Below are 18,991 nucleotides of genomic sequence, written 5' to 3' on the forward strand. Positions count from 1 at the left end.
CCCTAGGCGCTGGCGTCCCACCTTTCACGCACCGTGCGCACACCGTCATCGGTCAGCCGGCCGAACAACCGCAGCCGGGCCATCCCGCCGTCGGGGTAGATGTCGAGACGGGCCTCGGTGACCGGCTGCTGCCCGTCGAGCAGGAAGCGGTGCCGGGTGTCGGGCTGAAGGTCCGTAACGGGGAGCACCTCGAACCAGTCGCCGGCACCGTCGCGTCCCATCAGCCGCCCCTGGCCGGGGGCATTGCCCAGGAAGTACGAGGTGTCCAGTTCGGCAGCCGTCAGTACGCCTTGACCCGCGAGTCTTACCTGCACCCAGTCGTTTCCGGTGTCCCGGCGCCGGGAGGTCTCCCAGCCCTCACCCATCGTGCGGGCGACGCCGGGCAACAGCAGATTGTTCGGTGAGCTGTAGAACATATTGGAACACGCGGTCACCCGGCCGCCGTTCTCCAGCGCCGCCAGATCCAGCGGCATACCGGTGGCGAAACGCGGATCCGGCAGTGCCTCGCCGTGCACCCGGAACCGTGCCACCCCGCCGTCCGGGTAGATCGACAGCCGCACATGCGTCCAGCGCCGAGATGAGTTGACCTTGAACGGGTTTCGGGTGTCACCGTTGACGCCGGCGCGCTCCACGATGGTGGTCCACGGCGTCTTGTCCAGCAGTTCCTCGACGTCGGGGTAGCCCTCGACGAACGCGGCCTCCACCGAGATCTGCGGTGGGTAGTTGCCGGTGAACCAGGCGGTGTCGACGACCACCCCGCGCACGATGGCCGGCACGCCCAGTCGGACGATGGCCTGATCGCAGTCGTCGGAGGTGGCGCCCCGGCGGCGGCGCGTCTCCCACCCGTCGTAAATCTGGCCCTTGTGCCCGAAGGTGGCCGGCCGGAACTCGGCGGGCTGCGGTTTGATCAGGTTCTCCCGCTCCGCGAACAGGTCGTCATTGGCCCACACCACCGAGCCGCCCGCGGGCCGGGCAGCCAGATCAGGGAATGACAGGAAATGCGGGTTGGCGGCGGCAGTCACCGCGCAAGCCTATGTGTCCGGCGACATCTCGGCCGACCACGCGGGGCTAGCCCCAGTTGTCGTAGCCGCCCTCGGGACCCAGCATCCGCTCGAGGCGGCTGCGGTTGATCCGCGCCAGTTCGTTGCGCACCACCTTGCGCTCGGTTTCCGGATCGTGGTGCATCCGGTCGCGGACCACGCTGATCACCGACTCCGCGCAGCAATCAGGGGCCAAACCTCCGACGTGCATGACGAAGTCGTAGCCGAAGCGCTCGGTGTACTCCTGCACCACCGCGCGCAACTCCGCCATCACCTCGGGACGCTCGTCCCACACCGAGCACTGCTCGGCCTGCGACTTGGTGGAGCGCGGCCGGCTCCCGACGTGCGGGTAGGCCTGCAGGATGTCGTCGATCAAGGTTTCCGAGAGTGAGAACAACAGCGCATCGGCGCGGCGGAACAGCGCATTGTGGTCGGCGTACGGTCGCCCGTTGGCCAGGTCCCTGGCCAGCGTCACGCTGTTGCAGCACTCATAGAGGGCGTGCACGGCTTTACGGTCCGGAAGCTCGTTGAAAGCGTCCAGCCCGATGCCCTGATGCAACAACACCCCGTCATCATGGGAAACCCAGAGCACAACCGGGTTACCGGATGTTACGGCCAGGCTAAATCCTGGCCGGGTTGCTGCTGGAGCTCAGTGCCTTATCAGTGCTTTATCAGTGGCCTTCGGCAGCGAACCGCTCCCGGGAGCGCTCCACCTCGGCCTCGGCCTCGGCCCGGCCCACGAAATCGGCGGTCTTGACGAACTTGCCCGGCTCAAGGTCCTTGTAGTGCACGAAGAAGTGCTTGATGGCCTCGAGTTCGAACGACGACACATCGCCGATGTCCTGGATGTGGTCCCAGCGCGGGTCACCGGCGGGAACGCACAGCACCTTGTCGTCGCCGCCGGCCTCGTCGACCATCTTGAACATGCCGACCGGGCGGGCCTCGACGATCACGCCGGGGAACACCGACTGGGGCAGCAGCACCAGGGCGTCCAGCGGATCGCCGTCCTCACCGAGGGTGTCCTCGATGAAGCCGTAGTCGGCGGGGTAGGCCATCGGGGTGTAGAGGTAGCGGTCCAGCCGGACCCGGCCGGTCTCGTGGTCCACCTCGTACTTGTTGCGCTGGCCCTTGGGGATCTCGATGGTGACGTCGAACTCCACCTCGCGACTCCTTTTCCGCTGGTTCTGATCGCCCGAGCTGCTCCCGGGTCGCTTCGCTCGTGCCCGCCGGCCCCGGCGATGGCGCCTAACCCTAACGCCACCGCCACCCCGCGTTACAGGGTGGTTGGGCACAATGAGACCAATGCAGGCAGGACAGTCATGAATCCCGCGCGGTGGCGGCGCTCCACCCACGCGTTGGTCGCCGCGGCGGTCATCGCGCTGGTCGCCGTCGTCGTCGCGGTCGTGGCTGTGGCCACCGGCGGGGATACCAGTAACGCCCAGCTCCCGGCGCCGCGTCCGCCGGCCACGGCCAAACCGGCCGTCGTCCCGGTCTCGGATTCCGCAGGTACCCCGTCCCCGGCGGGGCTGACCGCCGCGCTGGCCGCCCCGGTGGCCGACCCCAATCTCGGCAACATCACCGGCCGCATCACCGACGCCAGCACCGGTAAGCAGCTGTGGGAGCAGCGCTCCGGAGTGCCGATGCAGCCGGCGTCGACCAACAAGGTGCTCACCGCCGGTGCCGCGCTGCTGACGCTGGACCGTGACGAGCGGGTCACCACCACGGTGGTCGCCGCCGATCAGACCCGCCAGCCCGGTGTGGTGGTGCTCGTCGGCGGCGGTGACCCGACGCTGTCGGCGGCCCCGGCCGACGAGGACACCTGGTATCGGGGTGCCGCCCGGATCAGCGACCTGGCCGATCAGGTCCGCAAGAGCGGGATCGACGTGACCGCGGTCCAGGTCGACGGATCGCTGTTCAGCGGGCCGGACTTCGCGCCGGGCTGGGATCCCGCCGATATCGACGGCGGTGACATCGCGCCGATCCAGGCGGTGATGGTCGACGCCGGCCGCACCCAGCCCACCACGGTCGAGTCGCGCCGCTCCACCACACCGGCCCTGGACGCCGGCCGGGCGCTGGCGTCGATGCTGGGCGTCAACCCGGCCACCGTCGCGTTCGCCGCCACCGCCCCGACCGGACGGCAGCTGGCCGCGGTGCAGTCCGCCCCGCTGATGGAGCGGCTGCGCCAGATGATGAACGCCTCGGACAACGTGATGGCCGAAACCATCGGCCGCGAGGTCGCCAAAGCCACCGGCCGTCCGCAGAGCTTCGCCGGCGCCGTCGACGCGGTGACCAGCGCGCTGCGGTCGGCAGGAGTCGACATGACGGGCGCGACATTGGTCGACTCCAGCGGGTTGTCGGTGCTGGACCGGCTGACCGCCACCACCCTCGATGAGGTGGTCGGTGCGGCGGCCGGTCAGGATCACCCGCAGATGCGGCCACTGGTGGACCTGCTGCCGATCGCCGGCGGCAGTGGCACCCTGTCCGACCGTTTCCTCGGCGGTGACCCGACCACCTCACCGGCCGGGTGGCTGCGCGCCAAGACCGGCTCGCTGACGGGAACCAACTCGCTGGCCGGGATCGTCACCGACGCCGGCGGCCGGGTGCTGACCTTCGCGTTCATCTCCAATGACGCCGGACCGATGGGACGGGTGGCCATCGACACCCTGGCCGCCACCCTGCGCACCTGCGGGTGCGGCGGATGAGCGGCACCGCGGACGATCTGACCGTCGGACGCGCCGTCGACTGGGGCTTCGCCGGCACCGTCGGCGCCTGGCTGACCCGGCCCGGGCCACCCGCCACCGACTACACCCGCCGTCAGGCGATCGAGGAACTCGCCGCCTGCGCCCGCGCCGCCGAAGGCCCGGTGCGCGACGTCACCCATCTGGGCACTGACGCCGCCGTCCCGGATGCCCGCGTCGTCGACCGCGAGGAGTGGATCCGCGCGGCCACCGAATCGATGCGGGTGATGACCGGCGGCACCGAGAAGGCGTCGAACCCGATCACCGGCCGCATCACCGGCGCCCAGACGGGGGCGGTCCTGGCGTTCGTGTCCTCCGGCATCCTCGGGCAGTTCGACCCGTTCGCGGTCGGCGCCCAGGCCGGCGGGCAGCTGCTGCTGGTCTACCCCAACGTCATCGCCGTCGAGCGCCAGCTGCGGGTGTCACCGTCGGACTTCCGGCTCTGGGTCTGCCTGCACGAGGTCACCCACCGCGTCCAGTTCAGCGCGAATCCCTGGCTGGCACAACATATGTCGCGTGCACTCGGGGTGCTGACGTCGGATGCCGGCGACGATGTCGCCACCGTGGTGGCCCGGCTCGCCGACTTCGTCAAGGACCGCCGCTCACCGGCCAGGCAGCCCGACCCCAACAACGACGGCATCCTCGGGTTCATGCGGGCGGTGCAGTCCGAACCGCAGCGCGCGGCGATGGACCAGCTGCTGGTGCTGGGCACCCTGCTCGAGGGCCACGCCGATCACGTGATGGACGCCGTCGGCCCGGCAGTCGTGCCGTCGGTGCAGACCATCCGGCATCGTTTCGACCAACGCCGCCAACGCCACCAGCCGCCGCTGCAGCGACTGCTGCGGGCGCTGCTCGGCCTGGACGCCAAGATGAGCCAGTACACCCGCGGCAAGGCGTTCGTCGACCACGTGGTGACCAAGGTCGGCATGGACCGGTTCAACACCATCTGGTCGGGTCCTGACACCCTGCCGCTGCCCGACGAGATCGAGGACCCGCAGCGGTGGATCGACCGGGTGCTGTAGCCCGGCTGCGGGCCACCCTGGCCAGGTTTGCGACGGATCAGCTGCCCGGCGCCGAGGCCTGGTGCGTGGCGCTGTCCGGCGGCCCCGACTCGCTGGCCCTGACGGCCGCCGCCGCGGTGGTGCTGCCCACCACCGCACTGATCGTCGACCACGGCCTGCAGCCCGGGTCCGCCGAGGTGGCCGATACCGCCCGCCGTCAGGCCCTCGACCTCGGTTGTGTCGACGCCCGGGTGCTGACGGTCCAGGTCGGCGCCGAGGGCGGCCCGGAGGCTGCCGCCCGCACGGCCCGCTACGCCGCCCTGGACCAGGCGCGGTCCGGCGCGCCGGTGCTACTCGGGCACACCCTCGACGATCAGGCCGAGACCGTGCTGCTGGGCCTGGGGCGCGGGTCCGGCGCCCGGTCGATCGCCGGGATGCGGGCCGCTGACCCGCCCTGGTACCGCCCGCTGCTCGGTGAGCGCCGCACCCTCACCCACGCCGCCTGCGCCGAACTCGGCCGCACCCCGTGGGACGACCCGCACAACCACGACGCGCGGTTCACCCGGGTGCGGCTGCGCGCCGAGGTGCTGCCGCTGCTCGAGGATGTGCTGGGCGGCGGGGTGGCCGAGGCCCTGGCCCGTACGGCCGCCTCGCTGCGCGAGGACACCGAGGCGCTCGACGCGCTGGCCGCCGAGGCGCTGGCCCGGGCGACCGACGGTGACGGGCTGGCCATCGCCGAGCTGACCGGGCTGGCGACGGCGGTGCGCCGCCGGGTCGTGCGCGAGTGGCTGCTGCGCGGGGGCGCCAGCGGTCTGAGCGACAAGCAGATCCGGGCGGTCGACGCGCTGGTCACCGGGTGGCACGGCCAGGGCGGAGCGGCCGTCGGCTCGGATCTGCGGCACCAGAGACTGTTCGCGGGCCGCCGCGACGGCAGATTGGTGCTGTACTCGCGGCCGGTGTAATTGGTCGTCGGGGCCCGGGCATGGCACAGTGTGGGCGTGTCGGTGCACGACCTGTACCCCGGGGACATCAAATCGGTCCTGTTGTCCCAAGACCAGATTCAGGCCCGAACGGGGGAATTGGCGGCTCTGGTCGCCAAGGACTACGAGGACCTGAACGGCCAGGACCTGCTGCTGGTCACCGTGCTCAAGGGTGCGGTGATGTTCGTCACCGACCTGGCGCGGGCGATCCCGCTGCCCACCCAGCTGGAGTTCATGGCGGTCAGTTCGTACGGATCCTCGACGTCGTCATCCGGCGTGGTGCGCATCCTCAAGGACCTCGACCGCGACATCCACGATCGCGACGTGCTCATCGTCGAGGACATCGTCGACTCCGGGCTGACGCTGTCCTGGCTGCTGCGCAACCTGGCGACCCGGCATCCCCGGTCGCTGCGGGTGTGCACGCTGCTGCGCAAGCCCGAGGCGGTGCGTGCCGACGTCGACATCGCCTATGTCGGCTTCGACATCCCCAACGAGTTCGTGGTCGGTTATGGCCTGGACTACGCCGAGCGCTACCGCGACCTGCCCTATATCGGGACGCTGGACCCCCGGGTCTACGAGCCCTGACCCCCGGCTAGTCGAGTTCCCAGACCGCCGTCACCGAGAAGCCGACCGTCTGCTCGCCCGGCTGCAGCGGCACATCGGAAGCCATCGCCCCGCGCGGCATCGGCGTCGGCGGCGGCGGGGGCTCGCTGCCCGGTGACTCACTGATCAGCAGGATCTTGCCCAGCGACAGCCCGGACAACTCGGCGTACTGCGCAGCCCGCTCCTTGGCATCGTTGAACGCCCGGGCGCGGGCATCACTGACCAGTTTCGAGTCGTCCTCGATCGAGTAGCTCACCGAATTGATCCGGGTGGCATCACCGCCGGCGCTGATCACATTGGCCAGCACCTGCGAGGCGGTATCGAGCTTGCGGATGGTGATCTGGATCGAGTTGCTGGCCCGATAACCCGAGATCGTCGAACCATCGGTGCCGTACTGCGGTTGCAGGCTGACTCCGGTGGTGCTGATGTCCTTGGCGTCGATGCCGCTGGCATTGAGCGCATTGAGAACGGACTTCTGCCGGTCGTTGGTCTGGTTGGTCGCCGTGGTCACGTCCGGCGCACTGGCCTCGATGCTGACATCAGCGGTCAGGGTGTCCGGGACGCCCTTGACCTGGCCGTTGCCGACGACGGTGACCTGGCGCGGATTGTTGGGTGCCGGCGCGGTACTGGCGGCGTCGCAGCCGCTGAGCACCACGGCAGTCACACCTGCTGCGGCAACAAGAAGTCGACGTCGGGCGATCGGCATGCCTGCCACCGTAGCGTGCAGCACTACAGTCTTGGCATGTCTGCGCCCCGGCTGACCCACCTCGGTGGTCCCACGACGCTGATCGAACTCGACGGCTGGCGCATCCTCACCGACCCGACTTTCGACCCGCCGGGTCGGCTCTACAAGTTCGGCTGGGGTACCTCCTCCCACAAGGTGGCCGGCCCGGCCGAATCCCCGGATGAGGTCCTTCCGGTCGACGCCGTGCTGGTCAGTCACGACCACCATGCCGACAATCTCGACGACGCCGGCCGCGCTCTGCTGGGCCGGGCCACCACGGTGATCACCACCGCTCCCGGTGCCCGCCGGCTGTCGGCCGTCGGGGACGACGTGCGAGGCCTGCAGAACTGGGAGTCCACCACGCTGAGCGCTCCGGGGCGAAAGTCTTTGACCGTCACCGCAACTCCGGCCCGGCACGGCCCGAAGTTCAGCAGGCCGATCGCCGGCAAGGTGATCGGGTTCGCCCTGCATCGGGACGGCGACGATGCCGCCGCGCTGTGGATGTCCGGCGACAGTGTGCTCTTCGACGGTCTGCGCGAAGTGGCGCAACGGTTTCCCGTCGAGGTGGCCCTGCTGCATCTCGGTGGTGTGCGGTTCTGGTTCACCGGGCCGGTGCGGTTCACGATGACCGCCGACGAGGCCGTCGAGCTGATCCGGCTGATGCGGCCCACTGTGGCCGTCCCCGTGCACTACGAGGGGTGGACCCACTTCCGTGAGCCGGAAAGCGTTCTGCGCCAGACCCTGTCGAACTCCGAGGTGGCTGACCGCATCCGCTGGCTGAGGCCAGGTGTGGCCACCGAGGTCTAGACCGGCCCGCTGGTGTGTTCGCCGATGGCTTTCATGATCGCCTCACCGGCCCGGCCGAACAGATTGTCGCGCATATCCCTGGCCCACTCATGCGATGCCTCGCCGGCGCGGAGCTGACCTTTGAAGTGCGGGATGACCTTTCGGGCGAACAACTCATAGGAGTGGTAGGTGGCCTGCGGGTTGGCCCAGTCGTGGCCGAGCATCAGGAACGTACCGAAACCGCCGGACCGCTCCAGCAGATCGCTGATGTAGGCGATCGCGTCATCAGGGGTGCCGATACAGCAATTGCCTTGGGCGGCATAGTCGGCGACGAACTCCCGCGGCGACGGGGTGGCCTCGTCGACGTCGTTGGACAGCGGGACGAACCCGGCCGCCCCGAAGTAGTTCGCGAAGTCCTTGAGCCCGTACGTGCAGTCCTCGATGGCCTGCTCACGGGTGTCGGCCAGGTGCACGATGCCCAGCACCCGCCAGTTGGTCCGGTCGGGTTCGGCCCGGCCGGCCTCGGCGGCCTTGTCGGCCACGATCCGCCAGGCGTCTTCCAGGGCGGCGAAACCGCCGGGCACCGACATCGACAGGGACAACAGCGATGTGCCCAGCGTGCCGGCCAGCCGGGGGCCGGACGGCGACACCATTGCCGCCGTGGAGATCTCCGGGTACGGCCAGGTGTAGGGCCGGATGTGCAGTTGGGCGTCGCGCAGGGTGAACCAGTCGCAGTGCCGGTTGATCCGCTCCTCGGGCCCGGCCCGGAACAGGGCCAGGATGGCTTCCAGCGACTCGTGCATCATCTGCCGCTGCTCGACCGGATCGATCCCCATCATGTAGGCGTCCGACGGCAGCGCGCCCGGACCGGCCCCGAACATCACCCGGCCCCGCGTCAGGTGGTCCAGCAGCACCCAGCGGTCGGCGACCATCAGCGGATGGTGGTAGGGCAGTGACACCACACCGGTACCCAGCCGGATGTGCTTGGTGCGTTCGGCGGCCGCGGCGATGAACACCTCCGGGCAGGCGATCAGTTCGTAGCCACCGGAGTGGTGCTCGCCGAACCAGACCTCGTCGTAGCCGAGCCGGTCCAGTGCCACCGTGCGGTCCAGGTCGTATTCCAGTGCGACGGTGGGGGATTGGCCGACAGGATGAAATGGCGTGACGAACACGCCGAAATTGAGGGGTCGCATGGGTCACCACTCCAATCCGGATAGGAAAGCCAGAAGTTCACGATTGACCTCGGCGGCCCGCTCCTGCTGAATCCAGTGCCCGGCGCCGTCGAGCAGCACCTGCCGGTAGGGACCGGTGACCACCTCGGTGGCGCGGTCGGTGCGGGTGAAGCCGAGCGTGGGATCGTCGGTGCCCCCGACGAACAATGCCGGGACACTGATGGTGTCGGCGACCGGGCTGCCCAGGATGTGCCAGTTGCGGTCGAAGCAGCGATACCAGTTCAACGCCCCGGTGAACCCGGTGCGGCCGAATTCGGCCGCGTAGTGCCCCACCTCGTCGGCCGACAGCCAGTCCGGCAACTGCTCCGGCTGGGCCAGTCTGTCCAGGAAACCGTCGGGACCCGGAGTCAGCATCCGCTGCGCGGCCTCCTCGCTGCGGGGGGTGCGCATCCCGCCCAGCAGCACCCGCATCGTGCGCGCCGGGTCCTTGGCCAGTTCGGCGTCGGCGGGGCCGGGTTCCTGGAAGTAGAGGATGTAGAAGAAGTGGTCACCGAAGATCCGGCGGAAGGCTTCGGTCGGTGGAGTCAGCGGCCGGGGGATCGGCGGAACCGCCAGCCCAGCGACCGCCGCCACCCGGTCGGGATGCAGCAGCGGCATGTTCCAGGCCACCACCGCACCGAAGTCGTGGCCGACGACGGCGGCCCGCTGCGCCCCCACGTCGTCGAGCAGGCCGACCACGTCCCCGGTCAGCGCGGTGATGTCGTAGGCCTCGATCTCCTCGGGGCGCGAGGACCCGCCGTAGCCGCGCTGATCGGGGGCCAGCACGTGGTAGCCGGCTTCGGCCAGCACCGGGATCTGGTGGCGCCAGGAGTACGCCAGCTCGGGGAAACCGTGGGTCAGCACCACCACCGGGGCACCCCGGTCACCGGCCTCGAGTACCCGCAGCCGCACACCGTTGACGTCAACTAACCGTTCGGTCGGGGCGGCCACGGTGGTAGCCAAGCACAGCTCGCACTCCGCCGGAAGGGGCCTGTTCGCCCTCAGGTGAACCAGAACCATTCCGTAACGGAAACCGCCAGGGCACTTCCCGACGTTGGTGTAGCGGTAGCCTGAACTATCCCAGCTGCGCATATCGGAAGGACCTGGCCGAATACGGCCGATGTAGATGAATCGCAAAAACGTGATCCGCACACTGACGGTGGTGGCCGTCGTGTTGCTGCTCGGCTGGTCGTTCTTCTATTTCAGTGACGACACCCGTGGCTTCAAGCCCGTCGACACCTCGGTGGCGATGGCTCAGATCAACGGTGACAACGTCAAGAGCGCCCAGATCGACGACCGTGAACAGCAGCTGCGTCTGGAGCTCAAGAACGGCAACAGCGACACCGAAGACTCCAACAAGGTCATCACCAAGTACCCGACCGGGTACGGCGTCGATCTGTTCAATGCCCTGAGCGCCAAGAACGTCAAGACCAACACCGTGGTCAACCAGGGCAGCATCCTGGGCTCGCTGCTGATCTACATGCTGCCGCTGCTGCTGCTGGTCGGCCTGTTCGTGCTGTTCTCCCGGATGCAGACCGGCGGCCGGATGGGCTTCGGCTTCGGCAAGTCGCGCGCCAAACAGCTGTCCAAGGACATGCCCAAGACCACGTTCGCCGACGTGGCCGGTGTCGACGAGGCCGTCGAAGAGCTCTACGAGATCAAGGACTTCCTGCAGAACCCGTCGCGCTACCAGGCCCTTGGCGCCAAGATCCCCAAGGGCGTGCTGCTCTACGGCCCGCCCGGCACCGGCAAGACCCTGCTGGCCCGTGCCGTCGCCGGTGAGGCCGGCGTTCCGTTCTTCACGATTTCCGGATCGGACTTCGTCGAGATGTTCGTCGGCGTCGGCGCCTCCCGGGTGCGCGACCTGTTCGAACAGGCCAAGCAGAACAGCCCGTGCATCATCTTCGTCGACGAGATCGACGCCGTCGGCCGCCAGCGCGGCGCCGGCCTGGGCGGCGGTCACGACGAGCGCGAGCAGACCCTCAACCAGCTGCTCGTCGAGATGGACGGCTTCGGAGACCGCCAGGGCGTCATCCTGATCGCGGCCACCAACCGGCCCGACATCCTCGACCCCGCGCTACTGCGGCCCGGCCGCTTCGATCGCCAGATCCCGGTGACCAGCCCTGACCTGGCCGGTCGCAAGGCCGTGCTGCGGGTGCACTCGCAGGGCAAGCCGATGGCTCCCGACGCCGACCTCGACGGGTTGGCTAAGCGCACCGTCGGCATGTCCGGCGCCGACCTGGCCAACGTGATCAACGAGGCCGCGTTGCTGACCGCCCGCGAGAACGGCACCGTCATCACCGGTGCGGCGCTGGAAGAGGCCGTCGACCGGGTGATCGGCGGTCCGCGCCGCAAGGGCAAGGTCATCTCCGAGCTGGAGAAGAAGATCACCGCCTACCACGAGGGCGGACACACCCTGGCGGCCTGGGCGATGCCCGACATCGAGCCGATCTACAAGGTCACCATCCTGGCCCGCGGCCGCACCGGCGGCCACGCCGTCTCGGTTCCTGAGGACGACAAGGGTCTGATGACCCGGTCGGAGATGATCGCCCGGCTGGTGTTCGCCATGGGTGGTCGCGCCGCGGAGGAACTGGTCTTCCGCGAGCCCACCACGGGTGCGTCCTCCGATATCGAGCAGGCCACCAAGATCGCCCGCGCGATGGTGACCGAGTACGGCATGAGCGCCAAGCTGGGTGCGGTCAAGTACGGCACCGAGCACGGCGATCCGTTCCTGGGCCGCAGCATGGGCACCCAGTCTGACTACAGCCACGAGGTCGCGCAGATCATCGACGACGAGGTGCGCAAGCTCATTGAGGCCGCGCACACCGAGGCGTGGGCCATCCTCACCGAGTACCGCGACGTGCTCGACGTGCTCGCCGGTGAGCTGCTGGAGAAGGAGACGCTGCACCGCAAGGAGCTGGAAGCGATCTTCGGTGACGTGAAGAAGCGGCCGCGGCTGACGGTGTTCGACGACTTCGGTGGCCGCATCCCGTCGGACAAGCCGCCGATCAAGACCCCCGGCGAGCTGGCCATCGAGCGCGGTGAGCCGTGGCCCAAGCCGATGCCCGAGCCGGCATTCAAGAAGGCCATCGCCCAGGCCTCGGCCGCGGCCCAGGCGCAGCAGACCAACGGCGGAAACGGCAACGGCGCGCACCATGCGCAGCCCGCCGCGCCGGCCGGCAACCAGCCCGACTACGGCGCACCCGCCGGCTGGCACGCCCCCGGCTGGCCGCCGCCGGCTCAGCAGGGTGGTGCCGGCTACTGGTATCCGCCGCCGCCCGGATGGGGCCCGCCGCCGCAGCAGCAGCAGGGGCAGCCCTACCCGCCCTACCCCGCGCCCAGCCACGCCGGGCCCGGTCCGGCCCCGCAGGACGACGCCGGTGATGACGGCAGCCGGCCCACTCCGCCGGCGAATGGTTGATTGACGAAACGGAGCTCCGATGGCGCAGCCGACCTCGATCTCTCTCGAGACGCCGGTTTTTGACCAGGAACGTGCCGAGGCGGCAGTGCGTGAACTGCTCCTCGCGGTCGGAGAGGACCCCGACCGGCACGGTCTGGTGGACACCCCCGCCCGGGTGGCCCGGGCCTTCCGGGAGATGTTCGCCGGTCTCTACACCGACCCGGATGCGGTGCTGGAGACCACCTTCGACGAGCAGCACGACGAGCTGGTGCTGGTCAAGGACATCCCGATGTACTCGACCTGTGAACACCACCTGGTGTCGTTCCACGGGGTCGCGCATGTCGGCTACATCCCGGGTGAGGACGGCCGGGTCACCGGCCTGTCCAAGCTGGCCCGCGTTGTCGACCTGTACGCCAAACGCCCGCAGGTGCAGGAGCGGCTCACCTCCCAGGTCGCCGACGCGGTGATGCGCAAGCTCAAGCCGCGTGGCGTGATCGTGGTGATGGAGGCCGAGCATCTGTGCATGGCGATGCGCGGGGTCCGCAAGCCCGGCGCCAGCACCACCACCTCGGCGGTCCGCGGACAGTTCAAGACCGACAAGGCATCCCGAGCCGAGGCGCTGGAACTCATCCTGCGAAAGTGAACAGATTCCCTCCCCGGGTGATGGGGGTCGTCAACGTCACCGATGACTCCTTCTCCGACGGCGGACGCTATCTGGATCCCGGCCGTGCCGTCGAGCACGGCATCCGGTTGGCGGCCCAGGGTGCGGCCATCGTCGACGTCGGCGGCGAGTCCACCCGTCCCGGTGCCGTGCGCATCGATGCCGCCGTCGAGACGGCCAGGGTGATCCCGGTCGTTAAAGGGCTTGCCGCCCAAGGCATCACCGTCAGCATCGACACCATGCACGCCGCTGTCGCGGCCGCCGCGCTGGACAACGGCGCCAGCATCGTCAACGACGTCTCCGGCGGCCGGGCCGACCCGGGGATGGCGCAGGTGCTCGCCGGGGCGAATGTGCCCTGGATCCTGATGCACTGGCGGTCGGTCGGCGCCGAGCAGCCGCACGAGGTGCCCGACTATCGCGATGTGGTGGCGGAGGTGCGCGACGAACTGCTGGCCAGTGTGGACGCCGCCGTCACCGCCGGTGTCGATGCGGCCAACCTGATCATCGACCCGGGTCTCGGTTTCGCCAAGACGGCTCAGCACAATTGGGCGCTGTTGCACGCGCTGCCGGAGTTCGTCGCCACCGGGATCCCGGTCCTCGTCGGCGCCTCGCGCAAGCGTTTCCTCGGCACCCTGCTTGCCGATTCCGACGGCACGCCGCGGCCACCGGACGGCAGGGAGACCGCCACCGCGGTCATCTCCGCGCTGGCCGCGATGCACGGCGCGTGGGGTGTCCGGGTGCACGACGTCCGTGCGAGCGTGGATGCGCTCGCCGTCCTCAACGCCTGGGAGGGTGCTGGTGGCTGACCGAATCGAGTTGCGCGGGTTGACCGTTCGCGGCAACCACGGGGTGTTCGACCATGAGCGACGCGACGGCCAGGACTTCGTCGTCGACATCACCGTGTGGATCGACCTGGCTGCCGCAGCCGCCAGCGACGACCTGGCCGACACCTTCGACTACGGCGTGCTGGCCCAGCGGGCGGCCGCCGTCGTCGGCGGCCCGGCCCGCAACCTGATCGAGACGGTCGCCGCCGAGATCGCCGAGGACGTGATGACCGATGAGCGGGTGCACGCCGTCGAGGTGGTGCTGCACAAGCCGGATGCCCCGATTCCGTTGTCGTTCAAGGATGTTGCCGTTGTTGCCCGCCGGTCCCGGCGCGGCGGGCGCGGCCAGATCGTGCCGGCAGGAGAGGCGACATGACCCGGGTGGTGCTGTCGATCGGATCCAATCTCGGTGACCGGATGGCGCGGCTGCAGGCCGCCGTCGACGGCCTCGGCCCAGCCGTGCGCGCCCTGTCCCCGGTCTACGAGACCGACGCCTGGGGTGGTGTCGAGCAGGGCCCGTTCCTCAACGCGATCGTCGTCGCCGAGGATCCCGACCTCGACGGCCACGGCTGGCTGCGCAAGGCGCAGGCGCTGGAGGCAGCCAACGAGCGTGTCCGCGAACAGAAGTGGGGACCGCGGACACTCGACGTCGATCTGGTCAGCTGCTACGACGGCGACACCGAGATCTTCTCCCTCGACGAGGGGCTGACGCTGCCTCACGCGATGGCCCACCTGCGGGCGTTCGTGCTGATTCCGTGGCTGGCGGTCGACCCCGACGCCACGCTGACCGTGGCCGGTGAGCGTCGCCCGGTCGACCGGCTCCTGGGTGAACTCGACCCGGTTGAACGTGACGGTGTCCGGCTGACCGACCTGATCCTCGAACTGCCGCCCGAGTCGGGCGCCTGATGGGGCTCACCCGCAGACGCGACCTGCTGGCGGCGGTCGTCGCGGTAGCGGTCCTGTCCTACCTGCTGGTGCACGTGCTGTACCGCTACTTCCCGCCGATCACGCTGTGGACCGGACTGTCGCTGCTGGCCGTCGCCGTCGGCGAGGCGGCCTGGGGGGTTTCGGTGCGCAGCCGGATCCGCGACGGGCAGATCGGGGTCGGCGCCGGCCGGTTGCACCCGCTGGCCGTGGCCCGCAGCGTGGTGATCGCCAAAGCCTCGGCTTGGGTGGGTGCGCTGGTCGCGGGGTGGTGGATCGGCGTCGTCATCTACCTGCTGCCGCGCCGCGCCGAACTGCGGGTGGCAGGGGAGGACACCCCGGGCGCGGTGGTGGCTGCCGTCAGTGCCCTGGCGCTGGTCGTCGCCGCGCTGTGGCTCGAGCATTGTTGTACCTCGCCGGGCGATCCCGCCGACGGCGCCGATTCCGCGCCGGAGTGACGCGCCGCGGCGAATCGCCGCAGCTTGAGGACACGTGCACGGACATCGCGCGGGTACAGTCAGCCCATGACCGTTCTGTCCCGCGGCGGCCGTAATCGGCGCGGCGGCCGCAGGCCGGGTTGGCTGCTCTTGACGACGTTGCTGGTCCTGGCCATCGTTGCCAGTTCCGCATTGGTGTTCACCAATCGCGTCGAGCTGCTGAAGCTGGCGGTCGTGCTGTCGCTGTGGGCAGCCGTGGTCGCTGCTTTCGTCTCGGTGATCTATCGGCGGCAAAGCGATGTGGACGCCGCCCGCGCCCGTGACCTGAAGCTGGTCTACGACCTGCAACTGGACCGGGAGATCTCCGCACGCCGCGAATACGAACTCAGCGTCGAGTCGCACCTGCGTCGCGAGCTGGCCGCCGAGTTGCGGGCCCAGGCGGCCGACGAGGTCGCCGCGCTGCGGGCAGAACTGTCGGCCCTGCGCGCGAACCTGGAGATCCTGTTCGACGCCGACCTCGGTGACCGTCCCGCGCTGGAAGGTGACCGGGCGGCGGCCGGCTACGGCGACTGGACGCGGGACACCACCACCATGCCGCCCACCCCCGGCCGGGTGCAGAGCAGCCGCATCACCCCGGTCACCGCGGAGGACACCGCGAGCCGCACCGCGGAGAACCCGATCATCGACGTCCCCGAAGAGCCGCTGGTTCCGCAGGCGCCCCCGCCCCAGCAGCCCCATTCCCATGCCCGCGCCTGCGGCCCAGCCGGAACCGCCCCGGCCCGAACCCGCACCCGAACCCGTTCCGGTGGCCCAAGCTTCCGAGTGGCAGCCGGCGCCTGCCGAGGGTCAGTGGCTGCCGCCGGGCGCCCCGGGTAGCAGCTGGGTGTCGCCGCCCGCCGAGAGTGCCCCGGCCGCCGACGAACCGCCCCGCGGAAGGCACTGGACCGGGCCGCAGGAGGAACCTCAGCAACCCGCTGCGCCGCGACCGGTCATGCAGCCCGCTCCGGAACCGGCCGCACCGCGGGCCCGCCACTCGGCGGAGGCGCCGACCTATGGCCAGCCGGCCCCGGCCATGTCCACCCCGCCGCCACCGCAGTCCGGCCGGCGCCGCCGTCCGGAGCCCGAGCCACAGCCGGAGCCCGAGCAGGCGCAGGGTCCGGCCGGTCAGCACACTGGCGGCCAGTCCGTCGCCGAGCTGCTGGCCCGCCTGCAGGCCAACGGCAACACCGGCGGCGGTGGACGGCGCCGACGCGAGGACTGACACCGCCCGGCGGGCGAGGCCGCAGCGGCGCTCGGGGGTCGGGTTAAAGTTGTGCTGACCGTCCGGTACCGGCAGAGCAGGACCGGAACGAATCGACGTCAGCGAGGTCGTCTAGGTGGGGACCCCCAACGGCTTGCGCCCGGCACGCCTCAAAGTGGGCATCATCTCGGCCGGGCGGGTCGGCACCGCACTCGGCGTGGCCCTGGAGCGCGCCGACCATGTCGTGGTCGCCTGCAGCGCGATCTCGAACACCTCGTTGCGGCTAGCCGAACGACGGTTGCCCGACACCCCGGTGCTGCCGGTCCCCGACGTCGCGGACAGCGCGGAGCTGTTGTTGCTCACCGTCCCCGATTCGGAGCTGGCCGGACTGGTCAACGGTCTGGCCGCCACCGGGGCGGTGCGGCGCGGGACGATCGTCGTGCACACCTCGGGCGCCAACGGCGTCGGCATTCTGGCTCCGCTGGCCGAGCAGGGGTGTGTACCGCTGGCCATTCACCCGGCGATGACATTCACCGGATCCGATGACGACGTGGTGCGCCTCGGCGAGACGTGCTTCGGCATCACCGCCGCCGACGAAATCGGCTACGCCATCGCCCAATCTCTGGTGCTCGAGATCGGCGGCGAACCGTTCCGGGTCCGCGAGGACGCCCGCACGCTCTATCACGCGGCCCTGGCTCATGCGAGCAACCATGTCGTCACCGTGGTGGCCGACGCGCTCGACGCGCTGCGGGCTGCGCTGTCCGGACAGGAACTCCTCGGACAGGAACTCATCGGTGACGCGCCGGGCGGGCTGGCGGAGCGTATCGTGGCGCCGCTGGCCCGCGCCGCGCTGGAAAACACCCTGCAGCGCGGCCAGTCGGCCCTGACCGGGCCGGTGGCGCGCGGCGACGCGTCCGCGGTGGCCGGTCACCTGGCCGCGCTCAATGAAGTGGATTCTGAACTGGCGCAAGCATATTGCGCGAACTCACTGCGCACCGCCCAGCGTGCGCGGGCTCCCGAGGAGGTCTTTGAGGTGTTGGCGGACTGGTCGGCCGGCCAAGGACGGCGGCAGTGAGCAAGGCGGCGCCGAAGTTCAGCGCCGGACAACTCAACGTCTATCCGACCCCGCACTCGGTGTCCGAGGTCACCCGGGCCTTGCGGCACACCGGCCGGCGGGTGATGCTGGTGCCGACGATGGGTGCCCTGCACGACGGCCACCTCGCGCTGGTCCGGGCGGCCAAGCGGGTGCCCGGAGCGGTGGTGGTGGTCTCGATCTTCGTCAACCCCTTGCAGTTCGGCGCCAACGAGGACCTCGACGCCTATCCGCGCACCCTGGACGCTGACCTGGAGTTGCTGGCCGGCGAAGGCGTGGAGGTGGTGTTCGCCCCGACCGCCTCGGCGATGTACCCCGACGGCCAGCGCACCACGGTGCACCCCGGGCCGCTCGGTGCCGAGCTGGAAGGTGCGGTACGCCCGACCCATTTCGCGGGCATGCTCACCGTGGTCCTCAAACTGCTGCAGATCGTGCGACCAGATCGCGCGTTCTTCGGCGAAAAGGATTACCAGCAGCTGGTTCTCATCCGCCAGATGGTCGACGACCTCAATGTCGACGTGAAGATCGTCGGGGTTCCGACGGTGCGCGAATCCGACGGCCTGGCTATGTCGTCGCGCAACCGGTACCTCAATCCCGAAGAGCGGGAGCAGGCGTGCGCGCTGTCCTCGGCGCTACTGGCCGGGATGTACGGCGCCGCAGGTGGAGTCGGGCCGGCACTGGATGCCGCGCGTGCGGTCCTCGACGAGGTGCCCGCCATCGCCGTCGACTACCTCGAGGTGCGCGGACCATGGCTCGAACCGGCCCCGGCGTTCGGTCCGGCCCGCATGCTGATCGCCGCCCGGCTGGGCAGCACCCGGCTGCTGGACAACATCGCCATCGACCTGTCGACCAACTCCGCCCCGCCCGGTGTGGGCCATGACGTGAACAACGAAATAAGCTGGAGAAATTGATGTTTCGGACCATGCTGAAGTCCAAGATCCACCGGGCGACGGTCACTCACGCCGACCTGCACTACGTCGGCTCGGTGACCATCGACGCCGATCTGATGGAAGCCGCCGACCTGTTGGAAGGTGAGCAGGTCACCATCGTCGACATCGACAACGGCAACCGGTTGGTCACCTACGCGATCACCGGACAGCGCGGTTCGGGTGTCATCGGGATCAACGGTGCTGCAGCGCATCTGGTGCACCCCGGTGATCTCGTCATCCTGATCGCCTACGGCACCATGGATGATGCACAGGCCCGCGAGTACCGGCCGCGGATCGTGTTCGTCGACGCCGATAACCGGCAGATCGATCTCGGGGACGACCCGGCCTACGCGCCTGACGACGTCACCGATCTGCTCTCACCACGGGCTGTAGGGTAGCC

Annotated in this window: 21 protein-coding genes and 1 pseudogene; 16 read left to right on the forward strand and 6 right to left on the reverse strand. The window is 69.6% G+C overall.

Annotated elements, in window-relative coordinates; translation table 11 throughout:
* Positions 1-2: 2 nt before the first annotated feature.
* The 3 genes from alc to BN3385_RS09585 all read right to left on the reverse strand — a co-directional run bounded on the left by alc (position 3) and on the right by BN3385_RS09585 (position 2,200).
* Entirely contained in the window at positions 3-1,022 is a 1,020-nt protein-coding gene (alc, locus tag BN3385_RS09575; RefSeq protein ID WP_059016566.1) for an allantoicase, read from the reverse strand.
* 46 nt (positions 1,023-1,068) lie between these two features.
* Positions 1,069-1,605, reverse strand: a complete 537-nt coding sequence (locus BN3385_RS09580; RefSeq protein WP_059016567.1) for a 2-oxo-4-hydroxy-4-carboxy-5-ureidoimidazoline decarboxylase — start codon at positions 1,603-1,605, stop codon at positions 1,069-1,071.
* Positions 1,606-1,711: 106 nt separating this feature from the next.
* Positions 1,712-2,200, reverse strand: coding sequence for an inorganic diphosphatase (locus tag BN3385_RS09585; protein WP_059016568.1), 489 nt, complete (start codon positions 2,198-2,200; stop codon positions 1,712-1,714).
* A 159-nt stretch (positions 2,201-2,359) separates the two neighbouring features.
* Between BN3385_RS09585 and dacB the strand changes: the two genes are divergently transcribed.
* The 4 genes from dacB to hpt are packed head-to-tail and all read left to right on the forward strand — an operon-like array spanning position 2,360 to position 6,344.
* Complete coding sequence (gene dacB, locus BN3385_RS09590; RefSeq protein WP_059016569.1) at positions 2,360-3,742, forward strand: D-alanyl-D-alanine carboxypeptidase/D-alanyl-D-alanine endopeptidase; 1,383 nt, start codon at positions 2,360-2,362, stop codon at positions 3,740-3,742.
* Positions 3,739-4,800: an Rv3626c family coenzyme F420 biosynthesis-associated protein gene (locus BN3385_RS09595; RefSeq protein ID WP_059021762.1), complete on the forward strand. Its 1,062-nt coding sequence runs from the start codon at positions 3,739-3,741 to the stop codon at positions 4,798-4,800. The genes dacB and BN3385_RS09595 overlap by 4 nt, the downstream gene beginning before the upstream one ends.
* Positions 4,779-5,741: a tRNA lysidine(34) synthetase TilS gene (gene tilS / locus BN3385_RS09600; RefSeq protein ID WP_059016570.1), complete on the forward strand. Its 963-nt coding sequence runs from the start codon at positions 4,779-4,781 to the stop codon at positions 5,739-5,741. Before BN3385_RS09595 ends, tilS begins: the two co-directional genes overlap by 22 nt.
* Positions 5,742-6,344 carry a hypoxanthine phosphoribosyltransferase gene (gene hpt, locus BN3385_RS09605; protein ID WP_059016571.1) on the forward strand — a complete coding sequence of 201 codons (603 nt, stop codon included), beginning with the start codon at positions 5,742-5,744 and terminating at the stop codon, positions 6,342-6,344. It abuts the gene before it with no gap.
* 7 nt (positions 6,345-6,351) lie between these two features.
* Here hpt and BN3385_RS09610 read toward each other — a convergent pair whose 3' ends face one another.
* Positions 6,352-7,068, reverse strand: a complete 717-nt coding sequence (locus BN3385_RS09610) for an SIMPL domain-containing protein (protein WP_059016572.1) — start codon at positions 7,066-7,068, stop codon at positions 6,352-6,354.
* 36 nt (positions 7,069-7,104) lie between these two features.
* Between BN3385_RS09610 and BN3385_RS09615 the strand changes: the two genes are divergently transcribed.
* Positions 7,105-7,893 carry an MBL fold metallo-hydrolase gene (locus BN3385_RS09615; protein ID WP_059016573.1) on the forward strand — a complete coding sequence of 263 codons (789 nt, stop codon included), beginning with the start codon at positions 7,105-7,107 and terminating at the stop codon, positions 7,891-7,893.
* Here BN3385_RS09615 and BN3385_RS09620 read toward each other — a convergent pair.
* Both BN3385_RS09620 and BN3385_RS09625 read right to left on the reverse strand, forming a co-directional pair.
* Entirely contained in the window at positions 7,890-9,065 is a 1,176-nt protein-coding gene (locus BN3385_RS09620) for an LLM class flavin-dependent oxidoreductase (protein ID WP_059016574.1), read from the reverse strand. The genes BN3385_RS09615 and BN3385_RS09620 overlap by 4 nt on opposite strands.
* Before the next feature lie 3 nt (positions 9,066-9,068).
* Complete coding sequence (locus tag BN3385_RS09625) at positions 9,069-10,034, reverse strand: alpha/beta fold hydrolase (protein ID WP_059016575.1); 966 nt, start codon at positions 10,032-10,034, stop codon at positions 9,069-9,071.
* A 175-nt stretch (positions 10,035-10,209) separates the two neighbouring features.
* Between BN3385_RS09625 and ftsH the strand changes: the two genes are divergently transcribed.
* From ftsH to panD, 11 genes and pseudogenes are all read left to right on the forward strand, one after another.
* Entirely contained in the window at positions 10,210-12,504 is a 2,295-nt protein-coding gene (ftsH, locus tag BN3385_RS09630; protein WP_059016576.1) for an ATP-dependent zinc metalloprotease FtsH, read from the forward strand.
* Between the two features lie 19 nt (positions 12,505-12,523).
* A complete protein-coding gene (gene folE / locus BN3385_RS09635; RefSeq protein WP_059016577.1) occupies positions 12,524-13,126 on the forward strand; it encodes a GTP cyclohydrolase I FolE in 603 nt (200 codons plus the stop codon).
* Positions 13,127-13,146: 20 nt separating this feature from the next.
* Positions 13,147-13,950: a dihydropteroate synthase gene (gene folP / locus BN3385_RS09640; protein ID WP_059016578.1), complete on the forward strand. Its 804-nt coding sequence runs from the start codon at positions 13,147-13,149 to the stop codon at positions 13,948-13,950.
* On the forward strand, positions 13,943-14,344 hold the full coding sequence (gene folB, locus BN3385_RS09645) for a dihydroneopterin aldolase (protein ID WP_059021764.1): 402 nt from the start codon (positions 13,943-13,945) through the stop codon (positions 14,342-14,344). The genes folP and folB overlap by 8 nt, the downstream gene beginning before the upstream one ends.
* Complete coding sequence (gene folK / locus BN3385_RS09650) at positions 14,341-14,874, forward strand: 2-amino-4-hydroxy-6-hydroxymethyldihydropteridine diphosphokinase (protein ID WP_059016579.1); 534 nt, start codon at positions 14,341-14,343, stop codon at positions 14,872-14,874. The genes folB and folK overlap by 4 nt, the downstream gene beginning before the upstream one ends.
* Complete coding sequence (locus BN3385_RS09655) at positions 14,874-15,350, forward strand: DUF3180 domain-containing protein (RefSeq protein ID WP_059016580.1); 477 nt, start codon at positions 14,874-14,876, stop codon at positions 15,348-15,350. The genes folK and BN3385_RS09655 overlap by 1 nt, the downstream gene beginning before the upstream one ends.
* Positions 15,351-15,416: 66 nt before the next feature.
* Positions 15,417-15,902 (forward strand): annotated as a pseudogene (locus tag BN3385_RS29420) (DUF6779 domain-containing protein); the annotation flags it as partial.
* 310 nt (positions 15,903-16,212) lie between these two features.
* Positions 16,213-16,590, forward strand: a complete 378-nt coding sequence (locus tag BN3385_RS29425) for a hypothetical protein (RefSeq protein ID WP_502688060.1) — start codon at positions 16,213-16,215, stop codon at positions 16,588-16,590.
* Positions 16,591-16,705: 115 nt separating this feature from the next.
* The gene (locus tag BN3385_RS09665; protein WP_059016581.1) at positions 16,706-17,644 is read left to right on the forward strand and encodes a Rossmann-like and DUF2520 domain-containing protein; all 939 of its coding nucleotides are present in this window, start codon (positions 16,706-16,708) and stop codon (positions 17,642-17,644) included.
* A complete protein-coding gene (gene panC, locus BN3385_RS09670) occupies positions 17,641-18,573 on the forward strand; it encodes a pantoate--beta-alanine ligase (protein ID WP_059016582.1) in 933 nt (310 codons plus the stop codon). The genes BN3385_RS09665 and panC overlap by 4 nt, the downstream gene beginning before the upstream one ends.
* The gene (gene panD, locus BN3385_RS09675; protein WP_059016583.1) at positions 18,573-18,989 is read left to right on the forward strand and encodes an aspartate 1-decarboxylase; all 417 of its coding nucleotides are present in this window, start codon (positions 18,573-18,575) and stop codon (positions 18,987-18,989) included. Before panC ends, panD begins: the two co-directional genes overlap by 1 nt.
* The last annotated feature ends 2 nt before the right edge of the window (positions 18,990-18,991 follow it).

This window comes from Mycobacterium sp. M26, assembly GCF_001494595.1.
Lineage (GTDB): Bacteria > Actinomycetota > Actinomycetes > Mycobacteriales > Mycobacteriaceae > Mycobacterium.